General features: G+C 64.4%; 15 protein-coding genes. 8 read left to right on the top strand and 7 right to left on the bottom strand.

Annotation, left to right across the window (positions count from 1 at the left end; all coding sequences use genetic code 11):
• Positions 1–280: 280 nt before the first annotated feature.
• The 3 genes from P9217_RS26480 (at position 281) to P9217_RS26470 (ending at position 2646) form a co-directional block, all read left to right on the top strand.
• Positions 281–1054: an amino acid ABC transporter substrate-binding protein gene (locus tag P9217_RS26480; RefSeq protein WP_127216866.1), complete on the top strand. Its 774-nt coding sequence runs from the start codon at positions 281–283 to the stop codon at positions 1052–1054.
• 120 nt (positions 1055–1174) lie between these two features.
• Positions 1175–1855 carry an ABC transporter permease subunit gene (locus tag P9217_RS26475; protein ID WP_278087883.1) on the top strand — a complete coding sequence of 227 codons (681 nt, stop codon included), beginning with the start codon at positions 1175–1177 and terminating at the stop codon, positions 1853–1855.
• Positions 1852–2646 carry an amino acid ABC transporter ATP-binding protein gene (locus P9217_RS26470; RefSeq protein ID WP_095782552.1) on the top strand — a complete coding sequence of 265 codons (795 nt, stop codon included), beginning with the start codon at positions 1852–1854 and terminating at the stop codon, positions 2644–2646. Before P9217_RS26475 ends, P9217_RS26470 begins: the two co-directional genes overlap by 4 nt.
• 257 nt (positions 2647–2903) lie before the next feature.
• Here the strand turns inward: P9217_RS26470 and P9217_RS26465 are convergent, their stop codons facing one another.
• From P9217_RS26465 to P9217_RS26440, 6 genes are all read right to left on the bottom strand, one after another.
• Positions 2904–3485 (bottom strand): CarD family transcriptional regulator, encoded by a 582-nt coding sequence (locus P9217_RS26465; protein WP_040974338.1) that lies wholly within the window; start codon positions 3483–3485, stop codon positions 2904–2906.
• Positions 3486–3860: 375 nt separating this feature from the next.
• Positions 3861–4199, bottom strand: coding sequence for a ferredoxin FdxA (gene fdxA, locus P9217_RS26460; RefSeq protein ID WP_067001876.1), 339 nt, complete (start codon positions 4197–4199; stop codon positions 3861–3863).
• Positions 4200–4348: 149 nt separating this feature from the next.
• On the bottom strand, positions 4349–4735 hold the full coding sequence (locus P9217_RS26455) for an RNA-binding S4 domain-containing protein (RefSeq protein ID WP_127241207.1): 387 nt from the start codon (positions 4733–4735) through the stop codon (positions 4349–4351).
• Between the two features lie 15 nt (positions 4736–4750).
• Positions 4751–8164 (bottom strand): helicase-related protein, encoded by a 3414-nt coding sequence (locus P9217_RS26450; protein ID WP_278087884.1) that lies wholly within the window; start codon positions 8162–8164, stop codon positions 4751–4753.
• Positions 8165–8887: 723 nt separating this feature from the next.
• A complete protein-coding gene (locus tag P9217_RS26445) occupies positions 8888–9610 on the bottom strand; it encodes a beta-ketoacyl-ACP reductase (RefSeq protein WP_067319406.1) in 723 nt (240 codons plus the stop codon).
• 127 nt (positions 9611–9737) lie between these two features.
• The gene (locus P9217_RS26440) at positions 9738–10925 is read right to left on the bottom strand and encodes an acetyl-CoA C-acetyltransferase (RefSeq protein ID WP_095799786.1); all 1188 of its coding nucleotides are present in this window, start codon (positions 10923–10925) and stop codon (positions 9738–9740) included.
• 300 nt (positions 10926–11225) lie between these two features.
• On the opposite strand from P9217_RS26440, the gene phaR reads away from it, so the two are divergent.
• Positions 11226–11819, top strand: coding sequence for a polyhydroxyalkanoate synthesis repressor PhaR (phaR, locus tag P9217_RS26435; protein WP_067319402.1), 594 nt, complete (start codon positions 11226–11228; stop codon positions 11817–11819).
• A gap of 3 nt (positions 11820–11822) precedes the next feature.
• On the opposite strand, the gene P9217_RS26430 is transcribed toward phaR, so the two are convergent.
• Positions 11823–12974 carry a citrate/2-methylcitrate synthase gene (locus P9217_RS26430; protein WP_278087885.1) on the bottom strand — a complete coding sequence of 384 codons (1152 nt, stop codon included), beginning with the start codon at positions 12972–12974 and terminating at the stop codon, positions 11823–11825.
• 93 nt (positions 12975–13067) lie between these two features.
• Between P9217_RS26430 and P9217_RS26425 the strand changes: the two genes are divergently transcribed.
• The 4 genes from P9217_RS26425 (at position 13068) to P9217_RS26410 (ending at position 18565) form a co-directional block, all read left to right on the top strand.
• Complete coding sequence (locus P9217_RS26425; RefSeq protein WP_278087886.1) at positions 13068–14153, top strand: citrate synthase/methylcitrate synthase; 1086 nt, start codon at positions 13068–13070, stop codon at positions 14151–14153.
• A gap of 201 nt (positions 14154–14354) precedes the next feature.
• The gene (locus tag P9217_RS26420; RefSeq protein WP_067319396.1) at positions 14355–15485 is read left to right on the top strand and encodes a patatin-like phospholipase family protein; all 1131 of its coding nucleotides are present in this window, start codon (positions 14355–14357) and stop codon (positions 15483–15485) included.
• Between the two features lie 118 nt (positions 15486–15603).
• Complete coding sequence (locus P9217_RS26415) at positions 15604–17025, top strand: coniferyl aldehyde dehydrogenase (protein ID WP_278087887.1); 1422 nt, start codon at positions 15604–15606, stop codon at positions 17023–17025.
• A gap of 367 nt (positions 17026–17392) precedes the next feature.
• Complete coding sequence (locus tag P9217_RS26410; protein ID WP_127325276.1) at positions 17393–18565, top strand: efflux RND transporter periplasmic adaptor subunit; 1173 nt, start codon at positions 17393–17395, stop codon at positions 18563–18565.
• Positions 18566–18603 lie beyond the last annotated feature (38 nt).

The raw sequence follows: 18603 nt of genomic DNA, 5'->3' as shown, positions 1-18603 counted from the left end.
TGGATGACGGTTGAAATGACGTCGCAGCGCCCTACAACAGCCAGCAACGTGCCAGAAGCGCGAATGGTTCCGTAGTGCCGGCGGATGCATATGCCTGCCGAAAACGTTTCTGTTATCGATCCGTGAGGCTTGGCTTGGCGGATTTTTCGCTGGTTTTGAGAACTGGATTTCTGGAACGGTGGTTTTTTGGAATCTGGTTCCTTATTTCTTGAGGTTCCATCTGCCAGTTTGCGGCTCTCACCATGCGCCGGGGCACCGGTCAAAACGGGATCACAGAAAAATGAAATGGCTCAAATCGCTTCTCGTCGCCGGAACGCTGCAGGTTCTGGCAGTCACAGCCGGTCATGCCGGCGCCAATCTCGACCAGATCAAGCAGGCGGGCGTGATCAAGGTCGGCACGGAGGGCACCTACGCGCCCTTCACCTATCATGACGAATCCGGCGCCCTGGTCGGCTTCGACGTGGAGATCGCCAAGGCGATCGCCGAGAAGCTCGGCGTCAAGGTGCAGTTTCTCGAGGGCAAGTGGGACGGCCTCATCGCGGGGCTCGACGCCAACCGCTACGACGCCGTCATCAACGAGGTCGGCATCACCGACGCGCGCAAGGCCAAGTATGATTTCTCAGATCCCTACATCGCCTCCAAGGCGGTGCTGATCGTGCGCGGCGACAACAGCGACATCAAGACATTCGCGGATCTCAAGGGCAAGAAGGCGGCGCAGTCGCTGACCTCGAATTTCGGCAAGCTCGCCGAGAAGAACGGCGCCGAATTGGTCGGCACCGACGGCTTCGACCAGTCGATCCAGCTGCTGCTCACCGGTCGCGCCGACGCCACCATCAACGACAGCCTGTCCTTCCTCGATTTCAAGAAGCACAAGCCCGACGCCAATGTGAAGATCGCCGCGCAGGAAGAGAATGCCGATTATTCCGGTGTCATCGTGCGCAAGGGCGATCCGGAACTGGTGGCGGCGATCAACAAGGCGCTGGCCGACATCAAGGCCGACGGCACCTACAAGAGGATTGCCGACACATATTTCGGCCAGGACGTCTCGCAGTAAGCCCAGTCATCCCTTTTGCTTGAGTTCCGGCGGGCCGTCTTTGACGGCCCGCCGATTTTTACCTGATAGTCGCTCGCATGCGGCCAGAGGGTCGCAGCGTCCGGAAAGGAGAAGGGCTCCGTGCCGCACTGGTTGCAATTGATGCTGGAGTCGCTGCCGGCGCTGCTATGGGCGGCACTGATCTTCACCGTGCCGCTGACGCTGCTGTCCTTCGCCTTGGGGCTTATCGCCGGGCTGGTGACGGCGCTGATCAGGCTGTTCGGCCCGAAACCGCTGGTCGCTCTTGTGCGCTTCTATGTCTGGATCTTTCGCGGCACGCCGCTTCTGGTGCAGCTCTTCCTGATCTTCTACGGCCTGCCGTCGGTGGGCATCCTGCTCGATGCCTTTCCCGCAGCGTTGATCGGCTTCACGCTCAATATCGGCGCCTACACGTCGGAGATCATCCGCGCCGTCATCGGCTCGGTGCCGAAAGGGCAGTGGGAGGCCTCCTATTCGATCGGCATGACCTGGAGCCAGGCGATGCGGCGCACGATCCTTCCGCAAGCGGGCCGGGTCGCGGTGCCGCCGCTCTCCAATACGTTCATATCGCTGGTCAAGGACACCTCGCTCGCGGCGGCAATAACGGTGCCCGAAATGTTCCAGGCTGCGCAGCGCATCGTCGCCACCACCTACGAGCCGCTGATCCTCTATGTCGAGGCGGCGGCGCTCTATCTGGCGATGAGCTCGGTGCTGTCGGCTCTGCAGGCGCGGCTGGAGGTGCGGCTCAACCGCTATGGCGGCTTCCTGGAGGCCAATGCATGATCGGCCTTACCAACATCGAGAAGCGCTTCGGCGACAATCTTGTCCTGAAAGGTGTCACCGTCAGCATCGACGAAGGCAGTGTCACGGCGCTGGTCGGGCCTTCGGGCGGCGGAAAAAGCACGCTCTTGCGCTGCATCAACCTCTTGGAAATTCCGACCTCGGGCACTTTGCGCATCGGCGACGAGACGCTGGAATTTCGGCCGGGCGCCAAGGTACCGGCGGCGGACATTCAGCGCGTGCGGCTGCAGACCGGCATGGTGTTTCAGAATTTTCAGCTCTTTCCGCATCGCACCGCGATCGAGAACGTCATGGAAGGGCTGGTGACGGTGCTGAAATGGCCGCAGGCGCGGGCGCGCGAGCGGGCGATGGCGCTGCTCGAGAAGGTCGGCATGGCGCATAAGGCCGATGCCTGGCCGGCGACTCTGTCAGGCGGCCAGCAGCAGCGCGTTGCGATCGCCCGGGCGCTGGCGCCGTCGCCGCGCGTGCTGCTTTGCGACGAACCGACCTCGGCGCTCGATCCGGAGCTGGCGCAGGAAGTGGTCGACGTGCTGGGTCAGCTGGCCCGCGAGGGCACCACCATGGTGATGGCCACGCATGATCTGAGACTTGCCTCCAAGATCGCGCAGGAGGTGGTGTTCCTCGATGCCGGCTCGATCGTCGAGAAGGGCCCGGCTTCGATCGTGTTCGACAATCCCGAGCGCGAGCGGACCAAGCGCTTCATCGCCTCGCTGCGGCAGGAGGAAGCGCGGAAGGAAGGCGGGGGCGGGGGATCAGGTACGATTTCTTCATAAGTTGGCGCTGCCCCTCATTGCTCTGCCGGGCATATCTCCGCGTATAGTGACGGGAGAAAGGACGCTTTCATCAGAGAGTTCGCCTATCGCCAACGTTTCAGAATGGGCGCCAACGACGCCGTCATCTCGCTTCTCCCCGTTCACTATACGGGAGAAGGTGCCGGCAGGCGGATGAGGGCAGCACCGACCTTCCGATATTGCGCGCAACAAAAAACCCGGCGCCAGGCCGGGTTCTTCGTTGTCCGGCAGGCGAATGCTCAGGCAGCTTCTTCCTGCTCGGCTTCCTCGTTGTCGGCCTTGGCGCCGCGCTTCGGACCCTTGTTGAGGTTGACCTCGATGAGGCGAACCGCCTCGGTCTCCGACATGCGGTTGACGGCGGCGATCTCGCGAGCCATGCGGTCGAGCGCGGCTTCGTAGAGCTGGCGCTCGGAATAGGACTGCTCCGGCTGGTTGTCGGCGCGATAGAGGTCGCGCACCACTTCCGAGATCGAGATCAGATCGCCGGAATTGATCTTGGCATCATATTCCTGCGCGCGGCGCGACCACATCGTGCGCTTGATGCGGGCGCGGCCCTGCACGACCTTCAGCGCGCGATCGACATAATCCTCTTCCGAGAGCTTGCGCATGCCGATAGAGGTCGCCTTGGCGACCGGCACCTTAAGCCGCATCTTGTCCTTCTGGAAATCGATGACGAACAGCTCCAGCTTGTGACCCGCGACTTCCTGCTCGTCGATGGCCACGATCTGGCCGACGCCATGCGCCGGATAAACGATAAACTCACCGGTCTTGAACCCGTGACGGGCCGCGGTGGACTTCTTCTGCGGGGTGATCGTTGCCATTACGCCCTGAACTCCTTAGTTGTAGCGCCGGCATGGCGGCGCCGGCTGAACTCAGACGATCGGCGGAAGCCGATCTTTAGCCGCACAACAAGTGAACTCACCGGAATAAGCCGGGGCCGACAAACCGCACGAATGCGATTGCCTGCCCCAGATCGCTCTGGTCCGGATTTGAAAAGTTCACCTTTCAGTGATTTGGGGCGTTAGCGCCATAAATCGACGTTGTGTCACCGGCATGTTTCGCGGATATAACACAAAAAGTCGGAAGAATCAAGGTTTTGCTGCATTCGCTAACGCCATGCGCCATCGCTGGCTGTCAAGAGAGCAATTGTACCGGCTCGCTTACGTGGCGTCATGCCGGCTTGCCCGGCCCGGCCGTCAGTCGCCTTCGCCGGGCTCCGGCGAGAAATACTTCTCGAACTTCCCGGCCTCGCCGTCGAAGTTCTTGGCGTCGGCCGGCGGCTCTTTCTTGGCAGTGATGTTGGGCCATTTCTCCGCGTATTCGGAATTGACCTGCAACCATTTGTCGAGCCCGGACTCGGTGTCCGGCTTGATCGCGTCGGCCGGGCATTCCGGCTCGCACACGCCGCAGTCGATGCACTCGTCAGGATGGATGACGAGCATGTTCTCGCCTTCGTAGAAACAGTCGACCGGACAGACCTCGATGCAGTCCATGTATTTGCATTTTATGCAATTGTCGGTCACGACATAGGTCATCGCAGGCTCCGGGACGTCCCGTATTTGCTGGGCTTTTTTGGTGAGGTAACGCCTTTGCCCGCCGCTTGCAAGGGCAGGACTTCCCGCCTGAGCCGGCATCGCGGAAAGGAATTCCGCGCGCCTGCCGCGACGAGGTTCCGTCGTATCTTCTAGTCCTCGCCGAGCAGCCGGTCCGTCTGCCGCCGCTGCCGCTTGGTCGGACGGCCGGTGCCGGCCTCGCGCAGCGCCGGAATGGCGTCAGGAACCGCCTCGCCCTTGGGCGTCGGCGGCGGCGACATATCCTCGTAAAGCAGCCGCGCCTCGTCGGCAGGACCACGCCGGGCGCCAGGCCCAAGCACCTTCCAGACAAGGATTCGGCGGTCGAGCGTGATGGTCAGAACATCGCCGGCCTTGACCAGATCGGAGGCCTGCGCTGCTTTGTCGCGATTGATGCGGACGCGCCCGGCAATGACGAGCTTAGCCGCCAACGACCGGGATTTCACCGCACGCGAGAAGAACAACCATTTGTCGATGCGCTGGCGGCCTTCTCCAACCATCGCGACCGGCCGAGGCTATTTCTTCAGCTGGTCGCGCAAGGCGGCGAGCTTGGCAAAGGGTGAATCCGGATCGAAGCGCTGCGGACGCTCCTCGCGCGGCTTGCTCTGGAAGGTCGGCTTGCTGCCGCCTGCGGCATTGCCCTTGCCGTCCTGCCTGTTGCCTTTCCAGTCCGGCCGGCCCTCGCGGCGGCCCCCCTCGTGGCGATCGGCACGCTCGCCCTGAGGCCTGCCTTCGCGCCGTTCGCCGCCTTCGCGTTCCGGTCTCGGCTTGAACTTCGAGCGGTCGAAGCGCGGCTTGCCGGCCCCGTCGCGCTGGTCGCGGCGGCCCTCACGGGCTGGCCGATCGCCGGCCTGGCCACCCGTGGCAGCCGCCTGGCCATCGCCTGCCGCCTGGCCGTTGCGCGGACGATTGTCGCGGCGATTGTCATGGCGGTGGCGCGGGCGCGAATGGTCGAAGCGCGCCTGCCGCCACAGCAGGATCGGCTTCTGCTCTTCCGGCTCGGCGGAGGGCTCTGCGCCTTCACCACTTTCGCCCTCGTGGGGAGCGCCGGCGTCGCCGGTGTTGGTGCCGCCTGCATCGTTGGCGCCGTCAGCCCCACCCGCGTCGCTTCCCGCCGCGACCTCCCCCATCGAGGTGGAGGCGTCGGCGCTTTCATCCGACCCAAACGCTGCTGCAGCGTCCACCGCTGCAGCGGTCTCCACAGGCGGAGTCTCTTCCGCGACCGCAGCCGACGCTTCCGCCGGATCTTTCGCGTCAGGCTCCGTCGCGGCTTCCGCGATGGCTTCGGCAGGAACTACAGCGGCAGCCGGCTCGGATCCCTCGATCGTTGTCTCTGCAACCGTGTCTGTTGCCACGGCGTGCGCCTCTGCCGCCTGTGCAGCACGCGCAGCCTCTTCCGCCGCAAGCTTCGCAGCCGCGGCCTCGCGGGCGGCATTGTCCAGCGCGTCGAGCTTGGCCTTCACCTCCGCCGCCGGCTTCGGTTCGGCGCGATAGCCAAGGCCTTTTAGGATCTCTTCCATGTCGTCGGCGGTGGCGCCGAGGATCGACATCATCGGCGGCGTCACCATGAAGGCGTGGCCGTCATAGGCGCCGTCCGGTCGCTGGCCGAGGCCGGGCTTCCAGTTGGTCGCGGGGCGAATGAGATCGGCCAGCCGCTCTAGGATATCGACGCGCACGGCGCGGCGGCCGAGATTGCGATAGCCGGCGAGCTTGTAAAACGTCTTGTCGAAAGCAGGATCGATGACCACCGAGGTGCGGCCCGATGCCAGCGCATGCACCACGTCGCCGAAGCCTGGCTTGTCCTTGCCGTCGCTCTTAAGCGCCCAGAGCAGCGTCACCAGCCCGGCCGGCGCCGGCTTGATCAGCGCCGGCACGAAGACGTGGTAGGCACCGAAGCGCACGCCAAGACGCCGCAGCGCCGCGCGGCCTTCCTGGTCGAGCGACTTCATTTCCTCGGCGATGTCGCGGCGGTTGATGAGACCGAAATGCTCGACGAGCTGGAAGGCGATGCCGCGCGCGATGCCGGTGAGCTGCTCGGCATTCTTCAAATCGACCAGCAGCTTCAAGAGCGACTCGATCTGGAAATTGACGAAACGCTCGGCGCGCGCCGCGACCTTGTCGCGGGCAGGGCCGGTGAGCTGCTCGTCGGCAAGCAGCACAAGGCGCGGCTTCAAGGCCTCGTCGCCGGCAACCAGGGTGCCGATCGGCGCGCCGATCCAGCGCAGGACACCGTCCGAGCCCAATGCCAGATCGCCGTTGGCGCAGGCGGCGAAGCGCTCGGCGCGCGTCTCGAACTCAGCCGCGAGCGCCTTCTGGGCAGCGGTGCGCACCGCCTTGGCGTCCTCGCCGCCGGCGCTCTGGTCGGCGGTGAAGCGGAATCCCTGCAGTTCGCCGACGTGATGGCCTTCGACGAGCACGGTTCCGGTTGGGCTGATTTCAGCTTCAGGCATGGTATTTTCTCTAAGGCGCCGCATGAGGACGGAAGTCCTGCGGTCTACGAAGCGTTTCGTCAACCGCTCATGCAACGCATCCGACAATCTGTCTTCGATTTCGCGCGTCTTTTCCTGCCAGTGTAGCTGATCGGCCAGCCAACCCGGTCGGTTGGAGACGAAGGTCCAGGTGCGGATCTGGGCGATCCGGTGCGACAGCGTGTCGATATCACCATCCGTGGTGTCGGCCCGCCGCACCTGCTCGGCCATGTAATTCTCATCGACATGGCCATGGCGTGCAAGGTCCATATAGATCGAGGCGATGAGGTCGGCATGCTGGGCGGGCGCGATCTTGCGGTAGTCCGGCAGCGCGCAGGCTTCCCACAGCAGCGCCACGCGCTCTCTGCCGGTGGCTAGCGTCCTGATGTCCGCGTCGCGCGACAAATGTTCCAGCGCCTGGGCGTCGACCGCCGGCAATGCCCGGGTCAGCCCTTCGACCGGCGCGTTGGTCTCGATCGAGCGTTTCAGGGCATCGAGGCTGGCAAAATCGAAATCGGCGGTGCGCCACTGCAGCACCTTCACCGGGTCGAAATCGTGCCCCTCGATCTTCTTGACCAGATCCTCGTCGAACGGATCGACCTGGCCGGTAACGCCGAAGGTGCCGTCGCGCAGGTGTCGGCCGGCACGCCCCGCGATCTGGCCTAGCTCGGCGGCGGTCAGGTTGCGGTATTGGTAGCCGTCGAACTTGCGGTTCTGGGCGAAGGCGACGTGCTCGAGGTCGAGGTTCAGGCCCATGCCGATGGCATCGGTGGCGACCAGATAGTCGACGTCGCCCGACTGGAAGATCTCCACCTGGGCATTGCGGGTGCGGGGACTGAGCGCGCCGAGAACGACGGCAGCACCGCCCTGCTGGCGGCGGATCAATTCGGCGATGGCATAGACCTCGTCGGCGGAGAAGGCGACGATCGCCGTGCGCCGCGGCAGGCGGGTGAGCTTCTTCGAGCCGGCATAGGCAAGATGCGACAGCCGCGGCCGCGTCACCACCGAGACGCCCTTCAGCAGGCGTTGCAGGATGCCGTGCATGGTGGCGGCGCCCAGAAGCAGCGTCTCCTGGCGGCCGCGCAGATGCAAGATGCGGTCGGTGAAGATGTGGCCGCGTTCGAGGTCGCCGGCGAGCTGCACCTCGTCGATGGCGACGAAGGCGGCATCGGTCTCTCGCGGCATCGCCTCCACGGTGCAGACGGAATATCTCGCGCTCGCCGGCACGATCTTCTCTTCGCCGGTGATCAGCGCCACCTTGCTGGCGCCGACCTTCTCGCAGACGCGTGTATAGACCTCGCGGGCAAGGAGCCTCAGCGGCAGACCGATGATGCCGGTGTCGTGCGCCACCATGCGCTCGATGGCGAGATGGGTCTTGCCGGTGTTGGTGGGGCCGAGCACGGCCGTCACGTCGCGGCCGGAAAGGATCAGCGGCTGGGAGGGTTTCGGCTGGATATTCATCGGCTCGGAAATGAGGCTTTCTGCCGCTCGTTGTCGGGGACGCGGCGGTGCCGCCGCGTGTGACAGGGCACACATAGGGATTTCAGACGCGAAGCGAAAGCGGAATGTTCTCATCAACAGATGGCGCGACGACAGGCAAGGTCAAAATCCGCGGTCGATTAACCGTTGGAACGAGTCTGGAACGAATCGGCGACGAATCACTGACTCACTCTGATTCAGGTTTTGTTCACGGCTATATGTGGATTTTTTGGCCATGAGTCTCACCACATGCTGAATCTGTGAACTGGCCCGTTTCGTGCTTGGCTCGCGCTGGTTCCGGAGCGTCGTTAACCTTTGCGGGGGAGCGACCGCGACGGACTCGAGCGCGGCCGCGAACATTATGAAATGGTTGATCTTTCCTAATCGTCGTTAATCTTTTTCGCGCTGTTTCCGGCGTGGCCCGTTAACCTTTTGGCCAAAGCCGGAACGAATCGGCGACGAATCAGCGATCTGCAAAAATTCCCGGTTTGTTCACCCCTAGATATGGTGTTGTCCAAAGCTTGTGCACCGAAAAATTCACAGCATGTGAACCGGGTTTCCACAGGGCGCGGGGAGGCCGTTAAGTATTGCGTGCCAAATTGAGGCATGCCCACCCGGTGCCGCCGGAGCGCAGACAAAAACAGGCGGCCCGTTTGCGGCGGGCCGCCTGCCATCGGTGTCAGAAGAGTTCAGCCGAATAAGATCTCAGGCGAAATACTGGCCGCCATTGGCGCTTATCGTCGAGCCGGTGATGAAGCCTGCGTCTTCCGAGGCGAGGAAGACGACGCAGCGCGCAATCTCCTCCGGCTCGCCGAGACGGCCGACCGGGATCTGAGCGATGATCGATTCCCGCACTTTTTCCGGCACGGCCATGACCATGTCGGTGGCGATGTAGCCGGGGCAAACAACGTTGACGGTGATGCCGGCGCGGGCGCCTTCCTGGGCAAGCGCCTTGGTGAAGCCGATGTCGCCGGCTTTCGAGGCCGAATAATTGACCTGGCCCATCTGGCCTTTCTGGCCGTTGATCGAGGAGATGGTGATGACGCGGCCGAACTTCCTATCGCGCATGCCGTTCCATAGCGGATGCGTCATGTTGAAGACGCCGGAAAGGTTGGTGTCGATGACCTCCTTCCACTGCTCGCGGGTCATCTTGTGGAACATGGTGTCGCGGGTGATGCCGGCATTGTTGACCAGCACCGAGACCGGACCGAGATCAGCCTCGACTTGGGCGATGCCGGCGGCGCAAGCGTCATAATCGGCGACCGACCATTTGTAGACGGGGATGCCGGTCTCGGCCTTGAATTTCTGGGCCGCCTCGTCATTGCCGGCATAGTTCGCGGCGACCGAATAGCCGGCATTCTTCAGGGCCACCGATATCGCCGCACCGATGCCGCGCGATCCGCCCGTGACGATTGCTACCTTGCTCATGCATTTCCTCCCTTTGGTCGGAAGAGCGAATAGGGAGTGGCGAACAGCGAGTAGGGATCCGATAGCCCGTCGTGCAACGCCCCTATTCGCTACTCCCCATTCGCTATTCGCTCAGTTCGCCATTCGCTCAGTTCAAGGCTTCCACACACATCGCAACGCCCATGCCGCCGCCGATGCAAAGCGTCGCGAGGCCCTTCTTTGCGCCGCGGCGGCGCATCTCGTAGACCAGCGTGTTGAACACGCGGGCGCCCGAGGCGCCGATCGGATGGCCGATGGCGATGGCGCCGCCATTGACGTTGACGATCGAGGGATCCCAGCCCATGCCCTTGTTGACGGCGCAGGCCTGCGCGGCGAAGGCCTCGTTGGCCTCGACGAGATCGAGGTCCTTGGCCGACCAGCCGGCCTTCTCCAGCGCCCGCTTCGACGCCGGGATCGGGCCGGTGCCCATGATCGCCGGATCGACGCCGGCGGTCGCCCAGGAGGCGATGCGGACCAGTGGGGTGATGCCGCGCCTGGCAGCCTCGGCCTCGCTCATCAGCAGCGCGCCGGCGGCTCCGTCATTGATGCCCGAAGCATTGGCGGCGGTGACGGTGCCGTCCTTGTCGAAGGCCGGCTTCAGCTTGGTCATGGCATCCAGCGTAGCGCCGTGGCGGATGTATTCGTCCTGGTCGACGATGGTGTCGCCCTTCTTGCCCTTGATGGTGACGGCGACGATCTCGTCCTTGAACTTACCGGCCTTCTGTGCCGCCTCGGCCTTGTTTTGCGAGGCCAGCGCGAACTCGTCCTGGACTTCGCGGGTGATCTGGAACTGACGAGCGACGTTCTCGGCGGTGTTGCCCATATGGTAGCCGTTGAAGGCATCCCATAGGCCGTCCTTGATCATGGTATCGATCATCTTGTAGTCGCCCATCTTGACGCCGGCGCGCAGGTGCTGGGCGTGCGGCGACAGCGACATCGATTCCTGGCCGCCGGCGACGATCACCTTGGCGTCGCCGGTGGCGATCTGCTGCATGCCGAGCGCAATGGCCCTCAAGCCCGAGCCGCAAACCTGGTTGAGGCCCCAAGCAGTCGTCTCCTTGGGCAGACCGGCATTGACGGAAGCCTGGCGGGCCGGGTTCTGGCCCTGAGCGGCGGTCAGCACCTGACCGAGGATGACTTCGTCCACCTCCGCCGGGTCGACCTTGGCACGCGCGAGCAATTCCTTGATGACGACCGCGCCGAGCTCGTGCGCGGGGGTGGTGGCGAAACTGCCGTTGAAGGAGCCGACTGCTGTGCGGGCTGCGCTGGCGACGACGATTGAATTGGAAGCGGACATTTTCTTCTCCAGGCTTCGAGGTGTCGTTAGGCTATCCTTGGAGACTTTCTTGCCCGTTCAAGCACCTGAGTCAAACCGGAAATCGGCATGGCCGCCATGCGCGGCAAGCAAGTCGAGCGCTTATCGTGACGGCGTAGCCATCGCGCTGCAGCACAATTTGGCCCGCCCTTTCGGCATTAATTGATGCCGCACTGCACAAACCGCTTGGAATTGTGACGCTTTTGCGCATATCCTCGACAAATGGCGCAATCGTTACCGGCCGCTTACTGTGAACGCGCCGGTATCCTGGGGAGGATACGGATGGCCGCAAAAGACGACCCGATCGTCATCAAGAAGTACGCCAACCGCCGGCTCTACAACACCGGCACCAGCACCTATGTGACGCTCGAAGATCTGGCCGAGATGGTCAAGAAGGGCGAAGAATTCACCGTGCAGGACGCCAAGACCGGCGACGACATCACGCATCCGGTGCTGACCCAGATCATCTTCGAGCTGGAGAACAAGGACGGGCAGAACATGCTGCCGATCCCGTTTCTGCGCCAGCTGATCTCCTTCTACGGCGACCAGATGCAGATGATCGTGCCGAGCTTCCTCGAACAGTCGATGATCGCCTTCTCCAAGGAGCAGGAGCGTTTCCGCGAGCAGCTGAAGGGCGCCTTCGGCAAGACGCCGATCGACATGATGAAGACGCCGATGAAGGCGCTGGAGGAACAGACGCGGCGCAACGTCGAGATGTTCCAGAACGCGATGCGCATGTTCACGCCGTTCCCGTCCGGCGGCCCCAATTCCGCTGCGCCCGCCGAGCCGCCGAAGAAGGACGAGAAATCCGACGACCTGCAGGAATTGAAGGCGCAGATCGCCGCCATGCAGCGCAAGCTCGACACCATGTCGTGACGGCTAGCCGTCAGGTGTTCCTGCAGGGCCGTCATAGCGGGCTCGCGGCCTGATCGGCCTGTTGCTCGTCACCTGCTCGATGGCATGCGCCGTCCAGCCGATGCTGCGACCGAGCGCGAACAGGCGAAAGGGCGCGTCGGCGGGGAGATTGAGGCTGCGCGTCAGCGCGGCCAGCGCGAAGTCGACATTCGGGCGCATGCCTGTCGCGGCAAGGACGGCGTCGCGCAGATGCAGCAGACCGTCAGCGATGTCGAGGTCGGGCAGCAGAGCCTCCGCGCGCGGATCGCCTTCGGGATAGAGCTGATGGCCGAAGCCGGGCAGTGGCCGGTCGTGGGCCAGCCAGCGCGCGATCGTCTCGTCCGGCCCGAGCCGCTCGGCATCCTCGACCAGCGCGATCGCCGCGGCGCCGGCGCCGCCATGACGCGGGCCGGTAAGGGTGGCAAGCCCGGCAAGCAGGCAGGCCGCGATCGGCGCGCCGGTCGAAGCGGCGACGCGTGCGGCGAAGGTCGAGGCGTTGAGCTCGTGATCGGCCAAAAGCACCAGCGCCCTGCGGATGAGATCGGCACCGGCAGCGTCGACCGACCAGCCGCGCGCCAGCCTTTCATGTACCGGCTCCGCCCCCGGGCTTGCACCGAGTGACGTTGCGAGCACGCTGGTGGCGCTGGCGCCATCCTGCTGCAGCATGCCCGGCCTGCGGCCGAGCGAAGGCCGGCCTGCCGCGGCAAGCGCCGACAATCTTGCAAAGGCCGTCGGGGTGCCGCTCTCGCGAACGATCGAAGCGGTCAGCGACGCGAAGGAGATTGCGCTGCCGGATGCCCAAAGCAGGCTTGCTGCCTCCTCCAGCGTCGCTGTCGCGGCAAGTGCAACGGCATCCTTGCCACGATAGACCAGGCGGCCATGCAGCACGGTCGAGATGGCGGTGGTGATCGCTGGCTCGCCCCAGGCGATGGCGCTTTCGGCGATCGCCTGGGGGCTGCGCCCGCGCGCCCGGCGGGTGGCGAGCGCGGCTATGTCGTCGGCTCGATACTGGCTGCGGCGCGGATCGGCCCCGTCGGGCCGCATGCCGATGCGGCCGCGGCTGACATAGGCGTAAAGCGTCTGCGGCCGGACCTTGAGCCGCGCCAGCGCTTCCTCCCGCGTCAGCCATTCGGACAAGTCCGCACCGCCTCATATTGATTCAGTTGATCAAGATTGATGCGTTGATTGTAGAGCATTAACTGCAGTGCACAAAGGGTCAAGGAGACAGTCATGGCAAATGGGCTCGATGATGTTGTGGCGGCGGAGACGGTTCTTTCCGATGTCGACGGCGCGGGCGGCCATCTCACCATCCGAGGCCATTCGTTGACGGAACTCGCCGGGCACTGGCGCTACGGCCAGGTGGTCCGTCTGTTGTTCGACGGGTTCTTCGACGAGCTTCCCGGCGACAGCGAGCTGGAGAAGGCGATCGGCAATGCGCGTGTCGAGGTTTTCGAACGGCTGCAGCCGATGCTCGCTGAACTTCCAGCGCTCGATGTCTACAGCGGCATGCGCGCCGGCATCGCCCTGCTGCCCGACGGCGACTCGCTCGCCGACGCGCTCCGGCTGATCGCGGCGCCGGCGGCGCTAACCCCGGCCCTGCTGCGGCTCGGACGCGGCGAGAAGCCTGTTCCTCCGGACGCACGCGCCGATCATGCGACCGACATGCTGCGAATGCTCTCCGGTACGGCCTCGCCGGCGCTTGCCAAGGCGCTCGATACGTATCTGGTGACGGTCTGCGACCATGGGCTCAATGCCTCGACCTTCGCAACGCGGGTGGTGGCGTCGACGCAGGCGGGCTTGACCTCGGCGATCCTGGCCGGGCTCGGCGCGCTCAAAGGCCCGCTGCATGGCGGCGCGCCGGGGCCGGTGATCGAGATGCTCGACGCGATCGAGGCGAGCGGCGACGCGGCCGCCTGGCTGCGAAAAGAGATCGCGCGCGGCGAGCGCATCATGGGCTTCGGCCATCGCATCTACCGCGTGCGCGACCCACGTGCCGACGTGCTGAAAGCCGTCGTGCGGCGGCTGGGCACACGTTATGAGACCGGCAGCCGGCTGGCCTTCGCCGAGACGGTGGAACAGGCGGCACTCGACGTGCTCAGGGTCGCCAAGCCGCAACGCTCGATCCAGACCAATGTCGAATTCTATACCGCGCTCCTGCTCGAAGCCGCGGGCTTCCCGAAGGAGGCGTTCTCCAACGTCTTTGCCGCCGGCCGCGTCGCCGGCTGGATTGCGCATGCGCGCGAGCAGCAGGCGACCGGACGCCTGATCCGGCCGCAGTCGCGCTATGTCGGGCCGGTGCCCGATCTCGTCGCCTGACGCCGCGAGCAAACCCCAATGCAATACTCCGCGTCCGGCAGCGGACAGTTTTTTCATGAGCGAAATTTCACCCGATCACGCTTGTGTGCTCGTGTTCTTGCCTTGGTCCGTCCTTATATGCTGCGCTGCAACATAGGCTGACGGCAGCGGTCCCGCTCCAATGACGCAGGGGCAGGCCGGCACATCGAGACAAGGAACGCCATGGCGAAGAACGGCAAGGCGGGGGACAAGAAGAAGATCAACATCGCGCTTCAGGGCGGCGGTTCGCACGGCGCCTTCTCCTGGGGCGTGCTCGATCGTCTGCTCGAAGACGGGCGGCTTGAGATCGCTGCCGTGTCCGGCACCAGCGCCGGCGCGATGAATGCGGTGGCGCTGGCCGACGGCTTCGTGCGCGGCGGCGTCGAGGGCGCGCGCACAAAGCTCGATGATTTCTGGCGTGCTGTGGCCTCGAAGGGGCGGTTCAGCCCGGTGCAACGCATGCCGTGGGACGTGGTCTGGGGGAACTGGTCGATCGAGAACACGCCCGGCTATTTCTTCTTCGACACCATGTCGCGGGTCTTCTCGCCTTACGTCGCCAATCCGCTCGGCCTCAACCCGCTGCGCGATGTGGTCGAGAAGGAGATCGACTTCGGCAACGTGCACGCCTGCAAGTCGATGGAGCTCTTCATTTCGGCGACCAATGTCGAGACCGGGCAGCTGCGCGTCTTCTCGGATGGCGAGATCGACATCGACACGGTGATGGCGTCGGCCTGCCTGCCGCAATTGTTCCGCGCCGTCGAGATCAAGGGCGTGCCCTATTGGGATGGCGGCTATGGCGGCAATCCGGCGCTCTATCCGTTCTTCAAGACTGCGGCGGCCGAGGACGTGCTGCTCGTGCAGATCAACCCGGTGGTGCGCGAAGGCACGCCGAAGAGCGCCAACGAGATCCAGAACCGCATCGACGAGATCACCTTCAATGCCGGGCTGCTGCGCGAATTCCGCTCGATCGCCTTCGTCAAGGAACTGATCGCGGCGGGACGGCTGCCGCATGGCGAATACCGCGACATCCGCATGCACCGCATCGATGCCGACGAGGCTTTCAAGGATCTGTCGGCCTCGTCCAAGGTCAACGCCGAATGGGCCTTCCTCGCCTATCTGCGCGACCTTGGCCGCAGTGCGGCCAGCGACTGGCTGGAGGAGAACTACGACGCGGTCGGCAGCCGAGCGACGCTCGACCTCTCGGGCGAGCTCGACGACGGCTTCAAGCCGATGCGCGGCCCGGCCCCGGGCCGGCGGGTCAAGGAATTCCTCGCCGCGCGCATCAAGCCAGAGTCAGCGCGCCGGCGAGCCTAGTTGCCCAACCCTGTCGCACGTTTCAGCAGGCGCTGAGGTTTCCCTTGCGGAACCGGCGATATGCTGGATTCACCTCCGTCGCGCGAGTAGTTTACCTCGACGTAAACGGGAGGTAGCGATGCTGCAGACCAGACAGAACTCTCTCGGGGTCAAGTTTGAGGCGCAGTGCAGGGCCTTCGAGAAGGACCCCTTTCCTGGCCTCGCAGTGCGCAAGGATCGGCTGAAGCGGCTGCTGGCGCTGACCGAAAAGCATGAAGCCGAGATCTGCACGGCGATCGACAGCGATTTCACTGGACGGGCGGCGCAGGAAACGCGGCTTGCGGAACTGTTCGTCGTTCGCGCCGGCATCAAGCACGCCATCCGGCATCTGCGCGGCTGGATGCGCGAGCGCCGCGTCGCCACCAGCCTGCCGTTCCTGCCGGGGCGCAACCGCCTTCTGCCGCAGCCGCTCGGGGTCGTCGGCATCGTCTCGCCCTGGAACTATCCGTTCCAGCTTGCCATCGCGCCGGCAACTGCCGCTCTAGCCGCCGGCAACCGGGTGCTGCTCAAGCCGTCCGAGCTGACGCCGAACTTTTCGGACCTGCTCGCCCGGTTGGTCGAAGAGCATTTTTCTTCCGACGAGATGAGCGTTGCGGTCGGCGATGCCGAAGTCGGCAAGACATTCGTGTCCATGCCTTTCGATCATCTCCTGTTCACCGGCTCCACCGCGGTCGGCCGGCAGGTGGCGCTAGCCGCGGCCGCCAATCTGACGCCGGTGACGCTCGAACTTGGCGGCAAGTCGCCGGCGATCTTCGATGCGTCGTGCGATCTCGACGCTGCGGTCGCGAGCGTCGCCTACGGCAAGCTCTTGAATGCGGGCCAGACCTGCATCGCACCCGACTATCTGATGGTCCCGCAAGGGCAAGGCGCGGCGATCGCCGCAAAACTTGCCGGCGCGATGGCGCGGCTCTATCCGCGCCTGGGCGACAATCCCGACTACACGGCGATCGTCAGTGAACGGCACCAGCGGCGCCTGAGCGACATGGTCGCCGAGGCGCGCGAAAGCGGCGCCGATGTCACCGAGGTCAACCCGGCAAATGAAAGGCTCGGCTGGTGCGACCGCAAGATGGCGCCTGTCCTGGTCAGGAACGCCGGCGAGAGTTTGCGGCTGATGCGCGAGGAAATCTTCGGGCCGGTGCTGCCGATCCTCGAATACGGCACGATCGATGAGGCGATCGGTCACGTGAACCGCGGCGAGCGTCCGCTCGCCCTCTATTGGTTCGGCAAGAACAGCGCCAATCGCCAAAGGATCGTGCAAGAAACCGTTGCCGGCGGTGTGACGGTCAACGACTGCATGATGCATCTGGTGCAGGAACGGCAGCCATTCGGCGGCGTCGGCGAGAGCGGCATGGGCGCCTATCACGGCGAATGGGGTTTCCGCACCTTCAGCAAGGAAAAGCCGATCTTCGTCCAATCCAGGCTGAGTGCCGGGGCCCTGCTCAGGCCGCCTTATGGCCGCACATTCGAGCGGCTGTTCCGCTTGCTAAACCTGATCACCTGATCGGATTTATTTTCGGATTGGGCGCGTCCTCTGATTGTCCCATGCTAATGCGACAGGTCATTCGCAAAAAAATTCTTCATCATACTGACGCCTGCTGCCATTGAGTGTCCGATCGGCCGAAAAACCGGCCCCGATTGAGAAAAGCCAAGCAGTCCAGCATGTAAAACGCGGAAAAGACCAGCGCCCCAAGCTCGGCGGCGCAATAATCCATCAAAGTTTCTGACTGTTTTGCGCAACGGCTTTGCGGTAGAAGCGCGCTTCGCCGATCACGGCAAATTGAAGATGGCTCTGCGCGCCCCCATATCGGCCGCGCGCCCGGGGATCGAAACCGTCGACCTCGCCCAAGCCTGCAACGGAAAAAATGACGATGCCGAAAATCAGGTTTCACAAGCTTGCAGCCATTGCTGTGCTCATCGGATCCGCTGCCTGGATGGCAACGGGCGAGTTCTCGTCCGTGGGCAGCGCCGCCGATCACCAGAAGGAGGGAGGAGCAGGCAAAGCCGCGCAGTCCGGCGCCGAAAAGCCGAAGACGGCGGAGGCCGAGCCGAAGGCAGCATTGCGCACCGTCGCGGTGGTGACGCCGCCGCGCAAAACCTTCGCGCGGGCGATACGGATCTCGGGCCTGACCGAAGCCGACAAGCGCGCTGTGCTTGCTGTCCGCGTCGCCGGTGTGATCGACAAGCTCCCGGTCAAGCAGGGCGATCACGTCAAGACCGGCGACCTCGTGCTGATGCTTGCCGCCGAGGAGAAGCTCTCGAATGTCGATAATGCCAGGCAGCTGCTGGCGCAGCGCAAGGCCGAGCTCGACGCAGCCGAGCGGCTGGCCAAAACCGGGAACCTGCCCAAGCTGCAGCTCGACACTGCTCGGTCGAACCTGACGGCGGCGCAGTCCATGCTGGAGACGGCGCAGGCCGAACTCGACCGCAACGAAGTGAAGGCTCCCTTCGACGGCGTCATCGACCGCGTGCCGGTCGAGCTCGGCAGCTCGGTGATGCAGGGCGGCGAGGTGGCCACCATCCTCAAGCTCGACCCGGTGATCGCGCGCGGCGAGATCAGCGAGCGCGACCTGCGCTACATCAAGATCGGCGACCAGGCCAACGTGCGCCTTGTCAACGACCAGAAAGTCACCGGCACGGTGCGCTACATCAGCCGTGACGCCTCCTCGCAGACCCGCACCTTCCGTGTCGAGGTGGCGATCCCCAATGCCGACGGCTCCATCCCCGCCGGCATGACGGCCGAGATCACGCTCAGCGCCCAGCCGACCGATGCGGTCATGCTGCCGCGCTCGGTGGTGACGCTGGGCGACAAGGGCGACCTCGGCATCCGCGCCGTCGGCAAGGACGACAAGGTGGCGTTCTTCCCGATCGACCTCGTCGACGACACGCCGAAGGGACTGGTGCTCGGCGGCATACCGCAGGACGCGCGCATCATCGTCGCCGGCCAGGAACTGGTGAAGGAAGGCGATCTGGTGAAGCCGGTCGAGGCCGACCAGGCAACCATCAACAAGCTGATCAGTGAAGCCTCCGCCGGCACGCAATAGCGCGGTCGCCGCGCCGGCTCGGCCGGCGCCGCTGGCCA

Source organism: Mesorhizobium sp. WSM4989, from assembly GCF_029625795.1.
Taxonomy (GTDB): Bacteria; Pseudomonadota; Alphaproteobacteria; order Rhizobiales; family Rhizobiaceae; genus Mesorhizobium.
The sequence above is the reverse complement of the archived record's forward strand: the minus strand, read 5'-3'. Positions and strand labels throughout refer to the sequence as shown.

Excerpts from the sequence above, each read along its gene's own strand:
- P9217_RS26415 (WP_278087887.1), top strand. The coding sequence starts at position 15,604 with ATGCTGCAGACCAGACAGAACTCTCTCGGGGTCAAGTTTGAGGCGCAG.
- P9217_RS26470 (WP_095782552.1), top strand. The coding sequence starts at position 1,852 with ATGATCGGCCTTACCAACATCGAGAAGCGCTTCGGCGACAATCTTGTC.
- fdxA (WP_067001876.1), bottom strand. The coding sequence starts at position 4,199 with ATGACCTATGTCGTGACCGACAATTGCATAAAATGCAAATACATGGAC.
- P9217_RS26425 (WP_278087886.1), top strand. The coding sequence starts at position 13,068 with ATGGCAAATGGGCTCGATGATGTTGTGGCGGCGGAGACGGTTCTTTCC.
- phaR (WP_067319402.1), top strand. The coding sequence starts at position 11,226 with ATGGCCGCAAAAGACGACCCGATCGTCATCAAGAAGTACGCCAACCGC.
- P9217_RS26420 (WP_067319396.1), top strand. The coding sequence starts at position 14,355 with ATGGCGAAGAACGGCAAGGCGGGGGACAAGAAGAAGATCAACATCGCG.
- P9217_RS26450 (WP_278087884.1), bottom strand. The coding sequence starts at position 8,164 with ATGAATATCCAGCCGAAACCCTCCCAGCCGCTGATCCTTTCCGGCCGC.
- P9217_RS26455 (WP_127241207.1), bottom strand. The coding sequence starts at position 4,735 with ATGGTTGGAGAAGGCCGCCAGCGCATCGACAAATGGTTGTTCTTCTCG.
- P9217_RS26410 (WP_127325276.1), top strand. The coding sequence starts at position 17,393 with ATGCCGAAAATCAGGTTTCACAAGCTTGCAGCCATTGCTGTGCTCATC.
- P9217_RS26480 (WP_127216866.1), top strand. The coding sequence starts at position 281 with ATGAAATGGCTCAAATCGCTTCTCGTCGCCGGAACGCTGCAGGTTCTG.
- P9217_RS26440 (WP_095799786.1), bottom strand. The coding sequence starts at position 10,925 with ATGTCCGCTTCCAATTCAATCGTCGTCGCCAGCGCAGCCCGCACAGCA.
- P9217_RS26465 (WP_040974338.1), bottom strand. The coding sequence starts at position 3,485 with ATGGCAACGATCACCCCGCAGAAGAAGTCCACCGCGGCCCGTCACGGG.
- P9217_RS26445 (WP_067319406.1), bottom strand. The coding sequence starts at position 9,610 with ATGAGCAAGGTAGCAATCGTCACGGGCGGATCGCGCGGCATCGGTGCG.